Source organism: Aerosticca soli, assembly GCF_003967035.1.
GTDB classification, from domain to species: domain Bacteria; phylum Pseudomonadota; class Gammaproteobacteria; order Xanthomonadales; family Rhodanobacteraceae; genus Aerosticca; species Aerosticca soli.
On record NZ_AP018560.1, the window covers coordinates 1,140,191 to 1,160,381 of the forward strand.

At 66.8% G+C, this 20,191-nt stretch carries 19 protein-coding genes; 10 read left to right on the forward strand and 9 right to left on the reverse strand.

The annotated features are described in order from the left end of the window. Nucleotides 1-14: 14 nt before the first annotated feature. The 9 genes from bamA to rpsB form a co-directional block, all read right to left on the reverse strand. Nucleotides 15-2,417: an outer membrane protein assembly factor BamA gene (gene bamA, locus ALSL_RS05280; protein WP_126537127.1), complete on the reverse strand. Its 2,403-nt coding sequence runs from the start codon at nt 2,415-2,417 to the stop codon at nt 15-17. Nucleotides 2,418-2,530: 113 nt separating this feature from the next. After that, nucleotides 2,531-3,877 carry an RIP metalloprotease RseP gene (gene rseP, locus ALSL_RS05285; protein ID WP_126537129.1) on the reverse strand — a complete coding sequence of 449 codons (1,347 nt, stop codon included), beginning with the start codon at nt 3,875-3,877 and terminating at the stop codon, nt 2,531-2,533. A 34-nt stretch (nt 3,878-3,911) separates the two neighbouring features. Further along, nucleotides 3,912-5,087: a 1-deoxy-D-xylulose-5-phosphate reductoisomerase gene (locus ALSL_RS05290; protein WP_126540051.1), complete on the reverse strand. Its 1,176-nt coding sequence runs from the start codon at nt 5,085-5,087 to the stop codon at nt 3,912-3,914. 97 nt (nt 5,088-5,184) lie between these two features. Then, nucleotides 5,185-6,000, reverse strand: a complete 816-nt coding sequence (locus tag ALSL_RS05295; protein ID WP_126537131.1) for a phosphatidate cytidylyltransferase — start codon at nt 5,998-6,000, stop codon at nt 5,185-5,187. Between the two features lie 18 nt (nt 6,001-6,018). Continuing rightward, the gene (uppS, locus tag ALSL_RS05300; RefSeq protein ID WP_126537133.1) at nt 6,019-6,744 is read right to left on the reverse strand and encodes a polyprenyl diphosphate synthase; all 726 of its coding nucleotides are present in this window, start codon (nt 6,742-6,744) and stop codon (nt 6,019-6,021) included. 105 nt (nt 6,745-6,849) lie between these two features. Then, on the reverse strand, nt 6,850-7,407 hold the full coding sequence (frr, locus tag ALSL_RS05305) for a ribosome recycling factor (RefSeq protein WP_126537135.1): 558 nt from the start codon (nt 7,405-7,407) through the stop codon (nt 6,850-6,852). Nucleotides 7,408-7,470: 63 nt separating this feature from the next. Then, the gene (pyrH, locus tag ALSL_RS05310; RefSeq protein ID WP_126537137.1) at nt 7,471-8,193 is read right to left on the reverse strand and encodes a UMP kinase; all 723 of its coding nucleotides are present in this window, start codon (nt 8,191-8,193) and stop codon (nt 7,471-7,473) included. Between the two features lie 188 nt (nt 8,194-8,381). After that, nucleotides 8,382-9,263 carry a translation elongation factor Ts gene (gene tsf, locus ALSL_RS05315; RefSeq protein ID WP_126537138.1) on the reverse strand — a complete coding sequence of 294 codons (882 nt, stop codon included), beginning with the start codon at nt 9,261-9,263 and terminating at the stop codon, nt 8,382-8,384. A gap of 69 nt (nt 9,264-9,332) precedes the next feature. Next, entirely contained in the window at nt 9,333-10,208 is an 876-nt protein-coding gene (gene rpsB / locus ALSL_RS05320; RefSeq protein WP_126537140.1) for a 30S ribosomal protein S2, read from the reverse strand. A gap of 297 nt (nt 10,209-10,505) precedes the next feature. Between rpsB and map the strand changes: the two genes are divergently transcribed. The 10 genes from map to ALSL_RS05370 all read left to right on the forward strand — a co-directional run bounded on the left by map (nt 10,506) and on the right by ALSL_RS05370 (nt 20,116). Next, the gene (gene map / locus ALSL_RS05325; protein WP_126537142.1) at nt 10,506-11,273 is read left to right on the forward strand and encodes a type I methionyl aminopeptidase; all 768 of its coding nucleotides are present in this window, start codon (nt 10,506-10,508) and stop codon (nt 11,271-11,273) included. A 457-nt stretch (nt 11,274-11,730) separates the two neighbouring features. Next, on the forward strand, nt 11,731-12,462 hold the full coding sequence (locus ALSL_RS05330) for a GntR family transcriptional regulator (RefSeq protein WP_126537144.1): 732 nt from the start codon (nt 11,731-11,733) through the stop codon (nt 12,460-12,462). Beyond that, nucleotides 12,443-13,723: an NAD(P)/FAD-dependent oxidoreductase gene (locus ALSL_RS05335; protein ID WP_269433099.1), complete on the forward strand. Its 1,281-nt coding sequence runs from the start codon at nt 12,443-12,445 to the stop codon at nt 13,721-13,723. Before ALSL_RS05330 ends, ALSL_RS05335 begins: the two co-directional genes overlap by 20 nt. Before the next feature lie 36 nt (nt 13,724-13,759). Next, nucleotides 13,760-14,677, forward strand: a complete 918-nt coding sequence (gene bphC / locus ALSL_RS05340) for a biphenyl-2,3-diol 1,2-dioxygenase (RefSeq protein WP_126537146.1) — start codon at nt 13,760-13,762, stop codon at nt 14,675-14,677. Next, nucleotides 14,674-15,279, forward strand: coding sequence for a glutathione transferase GstA (gstA, locus tag ALSL_RS05345; protein ID WP_126537148.1), 606 nt, complete (start codon nt 14,674-14,676; stop codon nt 15,277-15,279). The genes bphC and gstA overlap by 4 nt, the downstream gene beginning before the upstream one ends. A 32-nt stretch (nt 15,280-15,311) precedes the next feature. Beyond that, nucleotides 15,312-16,100 (forward strand): 2-oxopent-4-enoate hydratase, encoded by a 789-nt coding sequence (gene dmpE / locus ALSL_RS05350; RefSeq protein ID WP_126537150.1) that lies wholly within the window; start codon nt 15,312-15,314, stop codon nt 16,098-16,100. Between the two features lie 34 nt (nt 16,101-16,134). Beyond that, entirely contained in the window at nt 16,135-17,067 is a 933-nt protein-coding gene (locus ALSL_RS05355; RefSeq protein ID WP_126536783.1) for an acetaldehyde dehydrogenase (acetylating), read from the forward strand. 19 nt (nt 17,068-17,086) lie between these two features. Beyond that, on the forward strand, nt 17,087-18,130 hold the full coding sequence (dmpG, locus tag ALSL_RS05360) for a 4-hydroxy-2-oxovalerate aldolase (RefSeq protein ID WP_126537152.1): 1,044 nt from the start codon (nt 17,087-17,089) through the stop codon (nt 18,128-18,130). A 40-nt stretch (nt 18,131-18,170) separates the two neighbouring features. Then, the gene (gene bphD, locus ALSL_RS05365) at nt 18,171-19,031 is read left to right on the forward strand and encodes a 2-hydroxy-6-oxo-6-phenylhexa-2,4-dienoate hydrolase (protein ID WP_126537154.1); all 861 of its coding nucleotides are present in this window, start codon (nt 18,171-18,173) and stop codon (nt 19,029-19,031) included. Nucleotides 19,032-19,228: 197 nt separating this feature from the next. Next, nucleotides 19,229-20,116 carry an alpha/beta fold hydrolase gene (locus ALSL_RS05370; RefSeq protein WP_126537156.1) on the forward strand — a complete coding sequence of 296 codons (888 nt, stop codon included), beginning with the start codon at nt 19,229-19,231 and terminating at the stop codon, nt 20,114-20,116. Nucleotides 20,117-20,191 lie beyond the last annotated feature (75 nt).

Below are 20,191 nucleotides of genomic sequence, written 5' to 3' on the forward strand. Positions count from 1 at the left end.
TCACAGGCCGGCCGTCAGAACTGGCTGCCGAAGGTGAACTGGATGCGCTCTTCGTAATGCTTGTCGTCGGGCTTGTCGCGGAACGGCGTGGCGAAGCTGATGATCAGCGGGCCGATGGGCGCCTGCCATTGCAGGGCGATGCCGGCGGAAGCACGCAGATCCTTGGCCTCGAAGCTGTTGTAGTCCTTGTAGACGTTGCCGACATCGACGAACACCGAGACGCGCGCGGTGTTGATGTCCTTGAGGAACGGCAGCGGCAGGAACACCTGCGCCGTGCCCAGCACCTTGAACGCGCCGCCGACTGGCTGGGCGTAGTTGTAATAGCTGCCGTTGCAGTAGCCGCGCTTGTCCGCCTGGATCGGGTTGCCGTTGGCATCCACGCCGGCACACAGGCGCGGACCCAGGGTGTTGTCCTGGAAGCCGCGCACGTCGCGCACGCCGCCGCCGTAATAGTTCTGCCAGAACGGAAAGTCGACCTTGTCGCCGGCCTTGTACGGCCCCCAGGTCTCGTCGTAGGTCTGGTTGCCGTAGGTCTTGCCGATGCCGACCTGGCCATCCAGGTACAGCACGAAGCCGCCGCCGATCGGCCAGTAGTGGTTGGCCTCGGTGTAGAGCTTCCAGTACTGCACGGTCGAGCCGGGCAGGGCCACGTCCACGTTGGCCGACATCAAGCCGCCGCGAGTGGCCGCCCAGTAGCTGTTGCGAGTGTCGCGGTTCCAGCCCAGCGTGCCGGTCCAGGCGTGTTCGGTGTAATGGCCGAGCGCGCGCTGGTAGTCGATCAAGACCTCCGGCGTGTAGCCCTCGTAGGAAGTGATCTTATTGCTGGACAGGCCCAGGCCCAGGCGGATGTTGCTGAAGTCGGTGATCGGCACGCCCAGGTAGCTGGAGAACGACTTCAGGCTGGTCTCGTAGTTGGCGAAATCCGTGTTGCCGTAGTCGGTCTTGGTGTAGGTGGCGTTGTAGCCGATGCCGACGCCGTTGTCGGTCAGGTAGGGGTTGTAGTAGCTGCCGGTGATGCGCGTGTAGTAGTCGCTCTTTTCCGCGCCCAGGCTGAAGCTGTCGCCGGTGCCGAGGAAGTTGTTCTGCGACACCGAGGCGGACAGGATGATGCCCGAATACTGCGAATAGCCAATGCCGAACATCAGGCTGCCGGCCGATTGTTCCTCGACCTTGACGGTGACGTCCACCTTGTCTTCGGTGCCGGGCACCAGCTGCTTGTCGATGTCGACCTTCTTGAAATAGCCCTTCTGCTGCAGGCGGATCTTGGAGCGGTCGAGCGCGGCCTGGTTGTAGTAGGAGCCCTCGAACTGGCGCATCTCGCGGCGCAGCACGTCGTCCTCGGTGCGCGTGTTGCCCTGGAACACGATGCGGCGCACGTAAACGCGCTTGCCGGGCTCCACGTAGAGGGTGAGGTCGACGGTGCGTTTTTCCTTGTCGAGCTTCGGGATCGAGGTGACCTTGGCGTAGGCGTAGCCGATGTTGGCCAGGAGGCCCTTGATGGCGTTGCTGCTGCCCTCGATGGCGGCGCGGTTGAAGGTGTCGCCGGTATGGATGAAGACCAGCTTGCGCAGGGTGTCCTCGGGCAGGATCAGCTCGCCGAGCAGGTGGACATCGGAGACGGTGTAGATCTCGCCCTCCTTGACCGAGGCGGCGATGTACATCTCGCGCTTGTCCGGGGCGATGGTCACCTGCGTCGAGTCGATGGCGAAGTCGGCATAGCCGCGGTTCATGTAGAACGACTGCAACTTTTCCAGGTCGCCGGAAAGCTTCTCGCGCGAGTACTGGTCGTCCTTGGAATACCAGGACAGCCAGTTGGTGGTGTCCGACTCGAAATCCTTGCGGATCTCCTTGTCGTCGAAGGCGCGGTTGCCGACGATGTTGAGCTGCTTGATCTTGGCGACCTTGCCCTCGCGGATCTCGATCTCGACCGCGACGCGGTTGCGGTCGAGATAGGTCACGTGCGGGTTCACCGAGACGTTGTACTTGCCGCGGTTGTAGTACTGGCGGATGAGCTCCTGCTGCACGCGGTCCAGCGACAGGCGGTCGAAAGTCTCGCCCTCGGAAAGGCCGATCTCCTTGAGACCCTTGCGCAGGTCGTCTTCCTTGATGTCCTTGTTGCCGCGCAGGGTGAGCTTGGCGATGGCGGGCCGCTCGACCACCTTGACCACCAGGATGCCGCCCTCGCGCTCGAGCTCGACGTCGCTGAAGAACTTGGTCTGGTAGAGCGCGCGGATCGCCCGCTGCGCCGCTTCCTTGGTCAGCTGGTCACCCTTGTTGACGGGCAGGTAGTTGTAGACCGTGCCGGCGGAGATGCGGCTCAGGCCCTCGATGCGGATGTCGGTGACGACGAAAGGCTCGAAGGCCATGGCCTTGGCAGAGAGCGAGGCGAGCAGGATCAGGGCGGCGATACGCTTCATCGTCGATTCCGTTGTTGTTGCCGTCGGGGCGGGATGCGTCCCGATCGCGGGCTTGTTCGAAAGGAGACGGCTTCGTCCCGGACAAAAGCAAAAAGCAGCGTCGCGCCAACCGGTCAGGACGGCAGCAGACGGTGGATGTCGTTGTAGAAAGCCAACCCCATCAGCACCAGCAGCAGGGTGAGGCCCACGTACTGGCCCAGGGCCATGGCGCGCTCGCTGAGCGGGCGGCCTTTGACCAACTCGATAAGGTAGTACAGCAGGTGGCCGCCGTCCAAAACCGGAATCGGGAGCAGGTTGAGGATGGCCAGGCTCAGCGACACCATGGCCAGGAATTCAAGAAACCACGCCGGCCCCATGCTGGCCGAGACATTGGCGACCTGGGCGATGCCGATCACCCCCGAGATATTGCGTGCGGAAGCCTGCCCGGTCAGCATCTTGCCGAGCATGGCCAGGGTCGAGCGGGTGTGGTCCCAGGTCGAATGCAGCGCGGCCGGGAGCGCGCGCAGCGGTCCGTAGCGCAGCACGGCCATCTCGCGCGGCGCCCCGGCCACGCCGATGATCCAGTTCGGCGGCTGGCCTTCCAGCGCCTCGCGGCGCGCCTCGACGACGAGCGGCAGGGTGTGGCCGCCACGCTCGATGGTGAGGGTGAGCCGCGGCGCTTTGGCCGCCTCTGCCGGCACCAGGCGTTGGAAATCCTCGTAGTCGTGCACCGGCTGGCCGTTGACGGCGAGGATGCGGTCGCCCGGCTGCATGCCGGCCGCGGCGGCGGGTTTGCCGGGCAGTACCTGGGCCACGACGGCGGGCGGTGGGGCGAGCTTGAGACCTAGCTTGGGTAGGTATTCGTCCAGGCTGCCGCCGGCCGGCAGGCGTTGCAGCGGCAGCACCACGTCGCGCTCGCGGCCATCGGGATCCCGCACGTGCATGGGCAGCGGCTCGCGACCCAGCATGGCGTTGGCGATCGCCTCGTAAGTCTCACTCCAGGTACTGACCGGTTTGCCGTCCACCCGCAGCACCCGGTCGCCGTCGCGGATGTCGGCCTGGGCGGCCAGGCTGTTCGGCACGGCGGCGACCACCGGTGCGGCGTCGGGCTTGCCGATCACGAACATCAGCCACAGCGCAAGCACGGTGAAGATGAGATTGAAGCCGGGACCGGCGGCGACGATGGCGATGCGCTGCCAGACCGGCTTGCCGGTGAACTCCTGATCGGCCAGCGCGGGATCGACCTCACCCTCGCGCGCATCGAGCATCTTGACATAGCCGCCGAGCGGGATCGCGGCGATGCGGTATTCGGTGCCGTCGCGGCCGATGCGTTTCCAGATCGCGTTGCCGAACCCCACCGAGAAACGCAGCACCTTGACGCCGCAGCGGCGGGCGACCCAGAAATGGCCGAACTCGTGGAAGGTCACCAGCACGCCCAGCGTGACCAGCAACCAGAACACCGAACCGAAAAAAGCAGTCATCGAACACGCAGCAGGCAGAGGAATCGACAGCTTATCAGCAAGCGCCGCGCAGCAGGCGGCGGGCGGCCTCGCGCGCCGTGCGATCGCGTTCGACGAGCGTGTCGATATCGACCACGGCTTGCGCCGGCAGTTCCGCAAGCACCGCCTCGACCACCTCGGCGATGCCCAGGAACGGCAGCGTGCCGGCGAGGAAGGCTTCCACCGCCACCTCGTTGGCTGCATTGAGGATGGCCGGCGCATCCCCGCCCGCACGCAGCGCCTGGAAGGCCAGCGCCAGGCAGCGGAAGGTGGTCAGATCCGGCGTCTCGAAGGCGAGCGGCGGCGCGGCGGCAAGGTCCAGCGGCGTCACCCCGGCCTCGATCCGTTCGGGCCAGGCCAGCGCGTGGGCGATCGCGGTGCGCATGTCCGGATTGCCGAGCTGGGCGAGCAGCGAACCGTCGGCATATTCGACCAGCGAATGCACCAGGCTCTGCGGATGCACCAGTACCTCGATCGTCTCCGGCGCGGCGCCGAACAGGTGGTGCGCCTCGATCACTTCCAGGCCCTTGTTCATCAGCGTGGCCGAGTCGACCGAGATCTTGCGCCCCATGGTCCAGTTCGGGTGTTTGCAGGCCTGCGCGGGCGTGACCGCGGCCAGCTCGGTGCGCGTCAGACCGCGGAAAGGGCCGCCCGAGGCGGTGAGGATGAGCCGCCGCACCCCGCTGCGCCCGAGCGGCGCGCGCGTGGCCGGCAGGCACTGGAAGATCGCATTGTGCTCGGAATCGATCGGAATCAGCTCGCCGCCGCCTTCGCGCAGGGCGGTGAGCAGCAGGGGGCCGGCCATCACCACCGATTCCTTGTTGGCCAGCAGCAGGCGCTTGCCGGCCCGCGCCGCGGCCAGGGTGGAGCGCAGGCCCGCCGCCCCGACGATCGCCGCCACCACGGTGTCGCACAGCGCACCGGCGGCGGCCTCGACGAGCGCCGTCTCGCCGGCACCGATCGCGCAACGCACGCCGGCGGCGGCCAGACGGCGTTCCAGGATGCCGGCCAGCGTCGGATCGGCAATGACGGCCAACTCCGGGCGGTGCCGGACGCACAGCGCGACCAGCGCCTCCACGTTGCGGTGCGCGCTCAGCACGCTGGCACGAAAGCGCGCTGGATGCCGGGCGATGACGTCGAGCGTGCTGGCCCCGATCGAGCCGGTCGCGCCGAGGACGGCCACCTTTCTCAAGGGCATGCTCCAGCGTGCATGGCGGGCGCTACGGGGTGCGGCGCGCGCGAAACGGCGGTCATCCGCAGCATGAGGCTGCCGGCTTGCGGAATGCCGCTCACAGGGAAAGCAGCCATTTGCCCAGGGCGAACACCGGCATCGCGGCGAAGATGCTGTCCAGCCGGTCGAGCATGCCGCCATGGCCGGGGAACAGCGTGCCCGAGTCCTTCACCTGGGCATGGCGCTTCAGCAGGCTTTCGAAGAGGTCGCCGACGATCGACGCCGCCACGGTGCAGACGGCGACCAGCAGCAGGCCGGCGAGCCGGATGTCGCGTACCCCGAGCAGCCAGCCGCCGGCCAGCATGACGACGGCACCGGCGACGAAGGCGCCGTAGACGCCGGCCCAGGTCTTGCCGGGACTGATCGCCGGCGCCAGCTTGCGCCGACCGAAGCGCCGCCCGCTGTAGTAGGCACCGCTGTCGGCCGCCCAGACCACCGCCAGGGCGAGGAAGGTCCATGCATGCCCATGCGGCGAGGAACCGTGCACTGCCACCGCCGCCATCCAGGCCGGCACGATCGCCAACGCGCCGGCCACGAGCTTCAGGTTGCGGTTTTCCGGCGTCGGCGCGGCCGCGAAGGCGAAGCGATAGAGCCAGCAGCAGGCAATGAGCCACCACAGCGCCCCCGCCGCGATCAGCACCGGCCAGAGCGGGGTGCCGCGTTCGATCCATAACACGGCGAACAGCGCGGCGGCGCCGGCCAGGAGCAGGGCCCGGCGGGGATGGTTGCGCATGCCGGCCAACCGGCTCCACTCCCACAGACCGCTCAGGAAAATGCCGGCGATGGCCAGCGCAAACAGCCAGGTCGGCGCGAACAGGATCAGCAGCACCACCAGCGGGGCGATGAGCAGGGCGGTGAGAAGGCGCTGTGGCATGCTCGGCATCCGTGGGGGTCAGGCCGTCGCCGGCCGCGCGTCGATACGTCCGAAACGTCGCTCGCGCCGGGCGTAGTCGTCGATCGCCTGGCGCAGGTCATCCTGATCGAAATCAGGCCATAGCGTGGCGGTGAAGTACAGCTCGGCGTAGGCCAGCTGCCAGAGCAGGAAGTTGCTGATCCGCTGTTCGCCGCCGGTACGGATGAACAGATCCGGTGGCGGCAGGTCGGCCAAACACATGAAGGCACCGAGCGTGGCCTCGTCGATCTGCTCGGCGCGCAGGCGGCCGGCGGCGACCTCGGCGGCCGCCCGGCGCGCCGCCTGCGCGATGTCCCAGCGCCCGCCATAGCCCACGGCGACATTGAGATGCAGGCGGGTGTTGTCCTCGGTGTGCCGCATCGCCGCGCGCATGCGTTCGTGCAGCGGCGCCCGGAAGCTTTCCAGATCGCCGATGAAGCGAATCCGCACGCCCTGGGCGTGGAGCTCGTCGACCTCTTTTTCCAGCGCCTGCATGAAAAGGTCCATCAAGGCATCGACCTCGCGGGCCGGGCGTTGCCAGTTCTCGCTGGAGAAGGCGAACAGGGTCAGCACTTCCACGCCGGCGCGCAGGCAGCCTTCCACGGTGGCCCGGACCGCCTTGCGGCCGGCACGGTGGCCGAAACTGCGCGGACGATGCCGCGCCTTGGCCCAGCGGCCGTTGCCATCCATGACGATGGCGATGTGGCGGGGCGTGTCCGTACTCATCCGACGTCACCGCGCCAGCGATGGAGGCGTGCCGGCCGCGGCCATGGCCGGCACGCGCAGGCAGCCCACGGATCGACGCGAGTGCAGCATGCCGTCGCGCAGCCTTCAGATGGCCAGGAGCTCGTCTTCCTTGGCCTTGACCACGGCATCGACCTCCTTGACGAAGCGGTCGGTGAGCTTCTGGATCTCCTCGTCCGCGCGCCGCTCCTCGTCTTCGCTGATCTGCTTGTCCTTGAGCAGGTCCTTGATCTTCTGGATGGCGTCGCGGCGGACGTTGCGGATGGCGATCTTGGCGTTCTCGCCCTCGTGCGCCACGTGCTTGGCCAGCTCGCGGCGGCGTTCCTCGGTCAGCGGCGGCAGGTTGAGGCGGATGGTGGTGCCGGCGGTGGTGGGCGTGATGCCGATGTCGGAGGCCAGGATGGCCTTCTCGACCGGGCCGACCATGCTCTTTTCGAACGGCACGATCAGGATCGAGCGGGCATCGCCGAGGCTGATCGAGGCCACCTGGTTGAGCGGCATCTCGGCGCCGTAGTAGGACACCCGGATGTTTTCCACCAGCGCGGTGCTGGCGCGGCCGGTGCGCAGGCGGGTCAACTCGTGCTTGAGCGCGTCGATGCTCTTGCCCATGCGCGTCTGGGCGTCGTTCTTGATGTCGTTGATCATGGAGCGGCTCCCGGAGTCTGGCAAGCGGACAAGTATAGCAGCGCGCAGACCGCCGGCCGGCTGCTACGGGTCGCGCACCAGCGTGCCGATCGGCTCGCCGCGCACGATCCGGCCGAGGTTGCCCGGCACGGTCATGTCGTAGATCCGCAGCGGCATGTGGTGGTCGCGGCACAGCGCGATGGCGGCGGTATCCATCACCGCGAGCTTGCGTTCGATGACCTGGTCATAGGTGAGCGTTTCGAAGCGCTCGGCGTTGGCATGCTTGGCCGGGTCGGCACTGTAGACGCCGTCAACCTTGGTCGCTTTGAACAGGATGTCCGCGCCGATCTCGATCGCGCGCAGCGCCGCCGCCGAATCGGTGGTGAAGAACGGATTGCCGGTGCCGGCGGCGAACAGCGCGATGCGCCCCTTCTCGATGTGGCGGATCGCGCGGCGGCGGATGAAATCCTCGGCGACGTCGTGGATCGGGATCGCGCTCATCACGCGGGCATAGCCGCCACGTTTCTCGATGGCGTCGGCCATCGCCAGCGCGTTGATCACGGTGGCGAGCATGCCCATGTGGTCACCGGTGACACGGTCCATGCCGGCGGCGGCGAGGCCTTCCCCGCGGAAGATGTTGCCGCCGCCGATCACCACGCCGATCTCCACGCCGTCGCGACGGACCTCGATGATCTCCTCGGCCAGCCGGCCAATCACCTTGGGGTCGATGCCGTAGTCGGCCTCGCCCATCAGCGCCTCGCCGGAAAGCTTGAGCAGGATGCGGCGATAGACGGGCGGGGCGCTCATGGGAATCCTTCGGCTGGGCTTTGATCAAACCGTCACATTGTAGCGTCGCGTCGCCCATCGCGTTAAGCCGCATGGCTTGCCCGGCCCGGAAAAGGCGAAGGCCGCGGGTGGTCCGCGGCCTTCCGTGACATCCTTGACGCGCAGCCCCGAAGCGAAACGCGTCGAGGGCTTTTCGGTCAGGGCAGGGCTTAGGCCAGCCCGGCCTGCTTCATGACCTCGGCGGCGAAATCCTCCTCGGTCCTCTCGATGCCCTCGCCGACGGCAAGGCGGGCCACCGCCTGCACCTTCGCGCCGGCCTTGCGCAGGGCCTCGCCCACGCTGATGCTGGTGTCGAGCACGTAGGGCTGGCCGACCAGGGTGATCTCGCTGACGATCTTGTTGACCTTGCCGGCGACGATCTTGTCCAGGATGTCGGCCGGCTTGCTCTTTTCCTTGTCCGACATCGCGGCCAGTGCGATCTCCTTCTCCTTGGCCAGGAATTCGGCCGGCACGTCCGCCGGGTCCACGTACTGCGGGTTCATCGCCGCCACGTGCATGGCGATGCCGCGGGCCAGTTCCTCGTTGCCGCCCTGGAGCGCCACCAGCACGCCGATGCGGCCATTGTGGATGTAGCTGCCGATCACGCCGTCGCTCTCCACACGCGCCATGCGCCGCACCTGGATGTTTTCACCGATGGTGGCGACCAGTGCCTTGGCCGCTTCCTCGACGGTGCCGTTGCCGGGATAGGGTGCGGCCTTGAGCGACTCGATGTCGGCGGCGCCGGACTTCAGCGCGACCTCGGCGACGGTGTCGCTGAACTTGATGAAGTCCGGGTTGCGGGTGACGAAGTCGGTCTCGCAGTTGACCTCGACCAGCACCGCCTTGCCGGGCGCCTGGGCGGCGACGATGCGGCCCTCGGCGGCGACGCGGCCGGCCTTCTTGTCGGCCTTGGCCAGACCGGACTTGCGCAGCCATTCCATGGCGGCATCGATGTCGCCATGGTTTTCGACCAGTGCCTTCTTGCATTCCATCATGCCGGCGCCGGAACGCTCGCGCAGTTCCTTGACCTGCTGGGCGGAAATCGTGCTCATGGGTTTGAACCTCTTGAAGCCTGGGGAAGTCGCGGCGCGAGGCGTCCGCGACCTTTCGGACGGGGATGCTTACTCGGCGTCGGCCGGCTCGCTGCGCGAGGCGCGGTTGCCGCGGCCGGCATCGCGGCGTGGCGCGCCCTTCTTGCCCGGGGCACCGCGGCGCGGGGCGTTCTTGCGTTCGCGCTCTTCCTCGCGCACGACGGGGTTGCCTTCCTCGTCGAGCTCGACGAATTCGTTGGCGTCGCCCTGGGCGGCGGCCGGTGCGGCGGCCTTGCCTTCGAGGATGGCGTCGGCGGCGGCACGGGCGTAGAGCTGGATCGCGCGGATGGCGTCGTCGTTGCCGGGAATCGGGTAGTCGACCAGCGCCGGGTCGTAGTTGGTGTCGACCACCGCCACCACCGGAATGCCGAGCTTCTTGGCCTCCTGCACGGCGATGTCCTCATGGCCGATGTCGATCACGAACAATGCGTCGGGCAGGCGGTTCATGTCCTTGATGCCGCCCAGCGATTTCTCCAGCTTCTCACGCTCGCGGCGCAGCGCCAGCACTTCGTGCTTGACCAGCTTTTCGAAGCTGCCGTCGGTTTCCATGGCCTCGAGCTCCTTGAGCCGGGCCACCGACTGCTTGACGGTGCGGAAGTTGGTCAGCATGCCGCCCAACCAGCGCGAGGTGACGTAAGGCATGCCGCAGCGCTTGGCTTCTTCGGCCAAGGCCTCGCGCGCCGAGCGCTTGGTGCCCACGAAAAGCACCGTGCCGCGCTTTTGCGCGATCGCCGACAGGAAGTTCATCGCGTCGATGAACAGCGGCAGGGTCTTTTCCAGGTTGATGATGTGGATCTTGCCGCGCGCGCCGAAGATGTACGGGGCCATCTTCGGGTTCCAGTAGCGGGTCTGGTGGCCGAAATGCACGCCAGCCTCGAGCATCTGGCGCATGGTGACTTGAGCCATGGGTAACTCCGTTTTTCAGTGGGCCTTTTTTGGGGTGGCCCGGGGGTTGGGACCTCCACGCATCCCCGGCTTCGACCGCAATGCCCGGGAAAAGGCGGTTGCGGCACCCCGAAGGCGGTGCCGATGCGTGTGTGGCGTTGGTTTGGGATCGTAGCCGCTCGCGGTTACAATCCCATGCTTGTCTTGCGGCAGCGCAACGGCGCGAATGGCCGCTCGGCCGCAAAACTGATCAATGATAGCCGTCTTCGGGCCTGCCGGACAAGCCGCGGGCGGCTTGCAAACCTCCATCGGGCAGACATGGCGATCACCCTCAAAACTCCGCAGGATCTCGAAGGTATGCGCGTAGCCGGCCGGCTGGCCGCCGAAGTGCTCGCCATGCTCAAGGAACACGTGAAACCGGGCGTCACCACCGAAGAGCTCGACCGTCTGGCCTACGAGCACATCGTCAACGTGCAGAAGGCCATTCCCGCCAACGTGGGCTACCACGGCTTTCCCAAGACGCTGTGCACCTCGGTCAACCATGTGATCTGCCATGGCATTCCGAGTCCGGCCAAGGTGCTCAAGGACGGCGACATCGTCAACATCGACGTCACCGTGATCAAGGACGGCTGGTATGGCGACACCAGCCGTATGTACTACGTCGGCACGCCGTCGGTGCTGGCGCGGCGCCTGGTGGAGACCACCTACGAGGCGATGATGCGCGGCATCCAGGCCGTCCGCCCGGGCGCCACCCTGGGCGACGTCGGCCACGCCATCCAGCAACATGCCGAGGCCGCCGGTTTCAGCGTGGTGCGCGAGTATTGCGGCCACGGCATCGGCAGGGTCTATCACGATGAGCCGCAGGTGCTCCATTACGGCAAACCCGGCACCGGCGTGGTGCTTCAGGAAGGCATGACCTTCACCGTCGAGCCGATGATCAATGCCGGCAAGCCGCAGACCAAGCAGCTGCCCGATGGCTGGACGGTGGTCACCAAGGACCATTCGCTCTCGGCCCAGTGGGAGCACACCGTGGCGGTGACCGCCGACGGCTACGAGATCCTGACGCCCTGGCCCGACGCGGGCTGAAACGGGTCCTTCCGGGCGTGCCACACGCGGTGGTCGCCTAGCCCTGGGTGAGGGCGTGGCGCCATGCCGGAGCCCTGTCGGCTTCAGGCCGATCCCGTGGCTGGCGGCAGATGAGCATGCTGCGCTGAAGCATTTTTTTCAGTAGCCGGACTTGGCGCCAGCCCATCGGCGTGTTCGTCAGCATCGCGCCTAGCGCATATTTTTCTGCAAGTTCAGTCGATTGCCGCCCGCAAGGGGTGCAGTGCGTCAGGCCGTGAAGAAGGCATGACGCGCTGCCGCGTGACTTCGCCCTGTGCCCGGGCGAAAAATTGACCATCGACTGCAAACACGGACATTTTTCTAAATGTCGACATTATTGGCTCCATCGAACCTGCACCGAGCGCCGCCCCCAGGCCTGCTCGCCAGGCGTCGTTGGGCCCGTCAAGATGGGCAGACCTTCAACGCCAGGAAGCGATTCATGTCAACGGTAAAATCAGTGCCCGAAGCCGACGCCGCTATATCCACGCCGCCCAGCGGCACCTCCAGGCAGGAGCCGCGCAGCCTGATCGAACAGGCTTTCCAGCGGCTGCGGGCCGACATCCTGCATGGGCGACTGCCGGCCGGATCCAAGCTGCCCATCGATGAAATCAAGGCGCGTTATCAGGTCAGCGGCGGTACCCTGCGCGAGGCGCTCAGCCTTCTGGTCTCCGACGGGCTGGTCAAGGCACAGGCGCAGCGCGGCTTCCAGGTGGCGCCGATGTCGCTGGAGGACATGCGTGACCTCGCCAGGACCCGCGTGCTGCTGGAAGGCGAGGCGGTACGCCTCAGCGTCCAGCATGGCGATGTCGACTGGGAAGCACGGCTGGTTGCCGCGTTTCATCGGCTGTCGTTGATCGAAGAACGCACCATGCGCGATCCGGTGACCTATTTCGAGCAGTGGGAGCAGGACAACCGCGCCTTCCACGAGGCGCTCATTTCGGCCTGTCCGTCGAGCTGGATGTTGCGTTTCATCGGCGTGCTCTATGTGCAGATGGAGCGCTATCGGCGCTTCACCTCGACGCACAACCCGCCGGCGCGCAACGTCCACGACGAACATCGCGCGCTGCTGGACAGCGCCCTGAAGCGCGATGCGACGCGCTGTGCGGACATGCTGCGTGCGCACATCGAGTCGTCCATTGACGTCGCCGTGCATGTCGGCGCACTGGGTTGAGGCGATGACCAACCACGCGCCAAAACCCGGCACCATCGTCATCATCGGCGCAGGACTGGCCGGCAGCATGACCGCCCGTGCCCTGCGCGCGGCCGGCTATACCGGACGCATCTGCCTGATCGGCGAGGAGCCTATCGCCGCCTACGACCGCCCGTCGCTGTCCAAGACGGTGCTGGCCGGCGAACACGAGCAGGCGCCGGCGATCCTCGAGCCGGACTGGTACGCGAACAACGGCATCGAACTGCTGCTGGGCAAGCGCGTCACTGCGATCGAGCCTGAGCTGCATCGCGTGCACATCGAATCCTCCGAACCTTTGAACTACGACCGGCTGGTGCTTGCCACCGGCGCGCACGCGAGGCAGATGCGCGTGCCCGGGGTGACATTGCCCGGCATCCATCGCCTGCGTCACCACGTGGACAGCGTGGCCTTGCGTGCCGCGCTGCGGCCGGGAAGTGCGCTGGTCGTCGTCGGCGGTGGCCTGATCGGCTGCGAAGTCGCCACCACGGCGCGCAAGGCCGGTGTCGAGGTGACCCTGCTCGAGGCTGCGGATGAACTCATGACCCGCGTGCTTGGCCGGCGCATCGGCCGCTGGTGCCGGGGCGAGCTGGAACGGCTCGGTGTGCAGGTACGGCTCGGCGCCCAGGTCGAGCGCTTCGAGGGCCAAGACCGTGTCGAGGCGGTGGTCTGTAAGGATGGCAGCCGCGTCGAGGCGGATGCGGTGTTGATCAGCATCGGCGCCGAGCCGGCCGACGAGCTGGCGCGTGCGGCCGGTATCGCCTGCGAGCGCGGCATCCGCGTCGATGCCACCGGCGCCACCTCCGCGCCCGACGTGTATGCAGTCGGCGACGTGGCCGCCTGGCCGTTGCGCGGCGGCGGCCAGCGCTCGCTGGAAACCTATCTCAACAGCCAGGCGCAGGCCGAGGTGGTGGCCGCCGCGCTGCTCGGTCAGGCGGTGCCGGCGCCGCAGGTGCCGACCTCGTGGACCGAGATCGCCGGGCACCGCATCCAGATGGTGGGCGATCCGGAAGGGCCCGGCGAAATCGTTACCCGTGGCGATGCCGAGGCCGGCAGCCCGCTCATCGTCTTCCGGGTCGACGGCGACCACGTCGAGGGCGCCATCGCCATCGATGCGTCGCGGGAGTTCTCGGTGGCCAGTCGGCTGGTCAATGCCCGCACGCCGGTGTCGCCCAGGGCGCTTGGTGATCCATCGGTCAATCTGCGCGATCTGCTGAAACCCGCCGCAGCGGCGGCACGCGGCTGACGCGCCAACCCACAACGAGCAAGGTCGGAGACGAAGATGAGCGTGAGAAGTCTGGGTTATCTGGGTTTCGCGGTGAAAGACGTCCCGGCCTGGCGTGATTTCATGACGGCCAAGCTTGGCCTGCAGGAAGTCGCCGGCGATGCGGAAGGCGCGCGCTACCGGCTGGATTCGCGGGCCTGGCGCATCGCCGTCGAGGCGGGCGAGGAAGACGACCTGGCCTATGCGGGCTACGAGGTGGCCGATCCCGCCGAGCTCACGCAGATGGCCGAACGGCTGCGTGGCGCCGGGGTTGCGGTGACCGAGGGCGACGCGGCGCTGGCCAAGCGGCGCGGCGTGCTCGGGCTCATCACGTTCACCGATCCCTTCGGCCTGCCGCTGGAGATCTACTACGGCCCCAGCGAGGTCTTCGAGCATCCGTTCACGTCGCCGGCCGGGGTGTCGGGTTTCCGCACCGGCGAACAGGGCCTCGGACATTTCGTGCGCTGCGTGCCCGATACGCAGAAGGCGTTGGCCTTCTACACCGAGGCGCTGGGTTTCCAGTTGTCGGACGTGATCGACATCAAGGCCGGTCCCCAGGTGGTGGTGCCGGCGTACTTCCTGCACTGCAACGGCCGCCATCACACCCTGGCGCTGGCGTCCTTTCCGCTGCCGCGGCGCATCCACCATTTCATGATCGAGGCCAACACGCTGGACGACGTGGGTCTCGCCTATGACCGCATCGCCGCCGAAGATCGCATCACCATGACCTTCGGGCGGCACAGCAACGACCACATGGTGTCGTTCTACGCGGTCACGCCATCGGGTTTCGATGTCGAGTTCGGCTGGGGGGCGCGCGCGGTGGAACCCGGCTGGACGGTGGTGCGCCATGACGCCATCAGCGTGTGGGGGCACAAGCCGGTTCGCCAGAGCGCGCCGGCGCCCGGCCGCATCATCCTCAACGGAGAGCCCGCATGAAACTCTACTACAGCCCCGGTGCCTGCTCGCTCTCACCGCACATCGCGCTGCGTGAAAGCGGCCTGCCTTTCGAACTCGTCCGCGTCGATCTCAAGACCAAGCAGACCGAGGACGGCCGCGACTACCGCTCGATCAACCCGGCCGGCTACGTGCCACTCCTGGAGCTCGATGATGGCCACACCCTGAGCGAAGGCCCGGCGATCCTGCAGTACGTCGCCGACCAGGCGCCGGCCAAGCATCTGGCGCCGCCCAATGGAAGCTTCGAGCGCTACCGCTTGCAGCAGTGGCTCAATTTCATCGCCACCGAGCTGCACAAGAACTTCAGTCCGCTGTTCAGGCCCGACACCACCGACGAGGGCAAGCAGGCGGCGGTGCAGATGCTCGGCAACCGCTTCGAGGTGGTCGCCGCGCAGCTTGCGCAGAGCCCTTATCTGCTCGGCAACGAGTTGAGTGTCGCCGACATCTATCTCTTCGTGGTGCTGAGCTGGACCCGTTATGCGGGCATCGATCTGGCGCAGTGGCCCGCGCTCAAGGCCTTCATGGAGCGCGTCGGCAGCCGCGAGGCCGTGCGCGCCGCGTTGCAGGCCGAAGGCCTGGCCTGACCTTGGAAAGGCACCTCGAGAACCCTTCGACCATGACGACGACTCCCGACCTCATCCAGACGCTGGGCGATGAGCTCTACCGCGCCTTCAGCGAGCGCACCACCGTCGAGCCGCTGACGAACCGGCACCCCGGGCTTTCCATCGAGGACGCCTACCTCATCCAGCAGCGCATGATCGCCCGCCGCCTGGAGCAGGGCGAGCGCGTCATCGGCAAGAAGATCGGCGTCACCAGCCAGGCGGTGATGGACATGCTCGGCGTCTATCAGCCGGACTTCGGCTACATGCTCGACGGCATGATGGTGGCCGACGGCGATGCCGTGCCCATGGACACGCTGATCCAGCCCAAGGCCGAGGGCGAGATCGCCTTCGTGCTCAAGCGCGACCTCGAGGGCCCCGGCGTGACCAACGCCGACGTGCTGCGCGCGACCGACTTCGTGATGCCTTGCTTCGAGATCGTCGATTCGCGCATCCGCGACTGGAAGATCCGCATCCAGGACACCGTGGCCGACAACGCCTCCTGCGGGGTGTTCGTGCTCGGCAGCACCGCCGCTGACCCGCGCAAGCTCGACCTCACCACCTGCGGCATGGTGCTGGAGAAGAACGGCCGCATCGTCGGCACCGGCGCCGGCGCCGCCGCGCTCGGTTCGCCGATCAATGCCGTCGCCTGGCTCGCCAACACGCTGGGCAAGCTCGGCATCGGCCTCAAGGCCGGCGAAGTGATCCTTTCCGGCGCGCTGGCGGCAATGTGCCCGGTCCAGGCCGGCGACCAGTTCCGCGTCCGCCTGGGCGGGATCGGCACCTGTTCGGTGTCGTTCCACTAGGCGGCATTTTCCAAAAAAGACTCAAGGCTTTCCCATGACCCAGAAAATCCGTGCGGCACTGATCGGTTCGGGCAACATCGGCACCGACCTGATGGCCAAGGCGCTGCGTTCGCCGCTGATCGAGCCGGTCTGGATGGTCGGCATCGACCCGACTTCCGAGGGGCTGGCCCGTGCCCGTGCGGCCGGGCTCAAGACCACCGCCGAGGGCGTGGACGGCCTGCTGCCGCATTTGGCCGAGGATGGCGTGCAGATCGCCTTCGACGCCACCTCCGCCTATGTGCATGCGGAGAACGCCCGCAAGCTGCAGGAGCGCGGCGTGCTGATGATCGACCTCACGCCGGCGGCGATCGGCCCGTTCTGCGTGCCGCCGGTGAACCTCAAGGACCACATCGGCAAGCACGAGATGAACGTCAACATGGTCACCTGCGGCGGGCAGGCGACCATTCCCATGGTGGCCGCGGTGAGCCGCGTGCAGCCCGTGGACTACGCCGAGATCATCGCCACCGTGGCCTCGCGCTCGGCCGGTCCGGGCACGCGCAAGAACATCGACGAGTTCACCCGCACCACCGCGCGCGCGGTGGCCGAGGTGGGCGGCGCGCGCAAGGGCAAGGCGATCATCATCCTGAATCCGGCCGAGCCGCCCTTGATCATGCGCGACACCGTGCATTGTCTGACCGCGGACGAGCCCGACCAGGCCGCCATCACCGAGTCGGTGCAGCGCATGCTGGCCGAGGTGCAGCGCTACGTACCGGGCTACCGGCTCAAGAACGGCCCGGTGTTCGACGGCAAGCGGGTATCGATCTTCCTCGAGGTCGAGGGCCTGGGCGACTACCTGCCCAAGTACGCCGGCAACCTCGACATCATGACCGCCGCCGCGCTGCGCACCGCGGAAATGTTCGCCGAGGAGATCCTCAAGGGCGCGTTCGTGCCCCGTCCGTCCACGCCTGCCGTCGCCGAGACGGCCTGAATCATCCGGAGACTTCCCCATGGATCTACGCGGCAAGAAGGTCACGCTGCACGACATGTGCCTGCGTGACGGCATGCACGCCAAGCGGCACCGCATCAGCCTCGACGACATGGTCGCGGTGGCCAGCGCGCTGGACGCGGCCGGCGTGCCGCTGATCGAGGTCACCCACGGCGACGGCCTGGGCGGCGCCTCGGTCAACTACGGCTTCCCGGCGCACAGCGACGAGGAATATCTCAAGGCGGTGGTGCCGCAGATGAAGCAGGCGCGCATCTCCGCGCTGCTCTTGCCCGGCATCGGCACCGTCGATGACCTGCGCATGGCGCGCGACTGCGGCGTGGGCACCATCCGCGTGGCCACGCACTGCACCGAGGCGGACGTGGCCGAGCAGCACATCGGCCTGGCGCGCAAGCTGGGCCTGGACACCGTCGGCTTCCTGATGATGGCGCACATGGCCTCGCCCGAGAAGCTGCTCGAGCAGGCCCGGCTGATGGAGTCCTACGGCGCCAACTGCATCTATGCCACCGACTCGGCCGGCTACATGCTGCCCGACGACGTGCGCGAGCGGATCGGCCTGCTGCGCGCCGAGCTCAAGCCCGAGACCGAGCTCGGCTTCCATGGCCACCACAACCTCGCGCTCGGCGTGGCCAACTCGCTGGTCGCGGTGGAGGCCGGGGCCAACCGCATCGATGGCTCGGCGGCGGGCTTGGGCGCGGGCGCCGGCAACACGCCGCTGGAGGTGTTCGCCGCGGTGCTGGGCCGCATGGGCGCGCATACCGGCGTGGACGTGTTCAAGCTGATGGATGTGGCCGAGGACCTGGTGGTGCCGCTGATGGACCACCCCATCCGCATCGACCGCGACTCGCTGACCTTGGGCTATGCCGGCGTGTACAGCTCGTTCCTGCTGTTCGCCAAGCGCGCTGAGCGCAAGTACGGCGTGCCCGCGCGCGAGATCCTGGTCGAGCTCGGCCGCCGCGGCATGGTCGGCGGCCAGGAGGACATGATCGAGGACACCGCCATGGATCTGGCCAAGGCTAGGGCGCAAGCGCCGGCCAAGGTCGCCTGAAGCAACGTCATCCGTTCAAGCCCTCCTTAAAGGAACCCACATGACCGCACTCAGCGAAAGCTCCACCAGCAAGTTCGCCACCATCAACGAGAAGGGATTGGCGAATTTCCGCATCCACTACCACGATGCCGGCAGCGGCGAGACGGTGATCATGCTGCACGGCGGTGGCCCGGGCGCCGGCGGCTGGAGCAATTACTACCGCAACATCGAGCCGCTGGTCGCGGCCGGCTACCGGGTCATCCTCAAGGACTCGCCTGGCTTCAACAAGTCGGACCCGATCGTGATGGAGGAGCAGCGCGGTCTGGTCAACGCGCGGGCGGTCAAGGGTCTCATGGACGTGCTCGGCATCGAGAAGGCGCACCTGGTCGGTAACTCGATGGGCGGCGCCACCGCGCTCAACTTCGCCATCGAATATCCCGAGCGGATCGGCAAGATGATCCTGATGGGTCCCGGCGGCCTGGGGCCCAGCCTGTTCGCGCCGATGCCGATGGAAGGCATCAAGCTGCTGTTCAAGCTGTGCGCGGAGCCGTCCTTCGAAAACCTGCGGCAGATGATCCAGGTGTTCCTCTATGACCAGTCCAAGATCACCGAGGAACTACTCAAGGGCCGCTGGGAGGCGATCCAGCAGCATCCCGAGCACCTGAAGAATTTTCTGCTGAGCGCGCAGAAAGCGCCGCTTTCATCCTGGGATGTCTCGGCTCGGCTAGGCGAGATCAAAGCCAAGACCTTCGTCACCTGGGGACGCGATGACCGCTTCGTGCCGCTGGATCATGGCCTGAAGCTCCTCTGGACGATTCCCGACGCCCAGTTGCACGTATTTCCCAATTGCGGCCACTGGGCGCAGTGGGAGCACGCCGACACTTTCAACCGGCTGGTGATCGACTTCCTGAGAAACGCATGACGAGCTGATCTTAAAAAAACCGCGTGCCGGCCGGGCCGGCGCACGCAAACCCAAACCCTGGGATTTCCATGCCATGTCGATGGCGGTGGGGAGCCTTTTCAACCCGAAGAAATGCAAACGCCCAGCCGACTCAAGCCAAGCACCAAGCGGCACCCGTCAGGCCAAGACCGACTTTCCACTTTTTTACGGAGTAGCGCATGAATTCGACGATCTGGACCGATTTGCTCGGCGTCCCGTTCCAGCAGAGATTTTACAACGTGGCCGGCCATCGCACACGCGTGCTCGAGGCGGGCGAGGGCGCGCCGCTGGTGTTTCTGCACGGCACCGGCGGACATGCCGAGGCCTACATGCGCAACATCGCCGAGCACGCCAAGCATTTCCACGTCTACTCGATCGACATGCTGGGCCACGGCTATACCGACAAGCCGGCCGATGCCGATTACACGATGGCGCTGTGGTCCGACCACATCGTCGCGTTCCTGGACACCATCGGCGCCAAGCGCGCCAGCTTGTCCGGCGAGTCGCTCGGCGCCATGGTCTCGGCGTGGACGGCGATCCGCCATCCGCAGCGCGTCGCCAGCCTGGTGATGAACACCGGCATCCTGGCCCCGCCCAACGAGAAAGGCCGCGCCGAGCTGCTGGACGTGCTGGAGCGTTCCAGGAAGGCGGCCGGCCAGCTCACCCGCGAGGCGGTGAAGGCCCGCATGCAGTGGTTGATGTTCGAGCCGGAAAAGACCCTCACCGACGAGATCATCGACATCCGCTTCAAGATCTACAGCCAGCCTGGCATGGCTGCGGTCATGGGCAAGATCGCCGCCACGGTGCTCGGCGGCGTGACCGACGAGGCCTTCTGCCGCCGCTGGATGAACCCCGAAGTCATGCGCGACATCCAGTGCCCGACGCTGGTGCTGTGGACGCGCCACAACCCGGGACAGCCGGTCGAGCTGGCTCAGGAGGCCATGAAATTCATCCCGCGGGCCGAGCTGGTCGTGCTCGAGCACAGCGCGCACTGGCCGCAGTGGGAGGAACCGGAAAACTTCAACGCGGCGCACCTGGAGTTTTTGCGCAAGTCGGTAGCCGCCTGAGGCAGCACTCCAGTCACTGGAACGCAGTAGGCAAGGGACATCCGTACGAAAAATCGTCAATCAGAACAGAAAGGG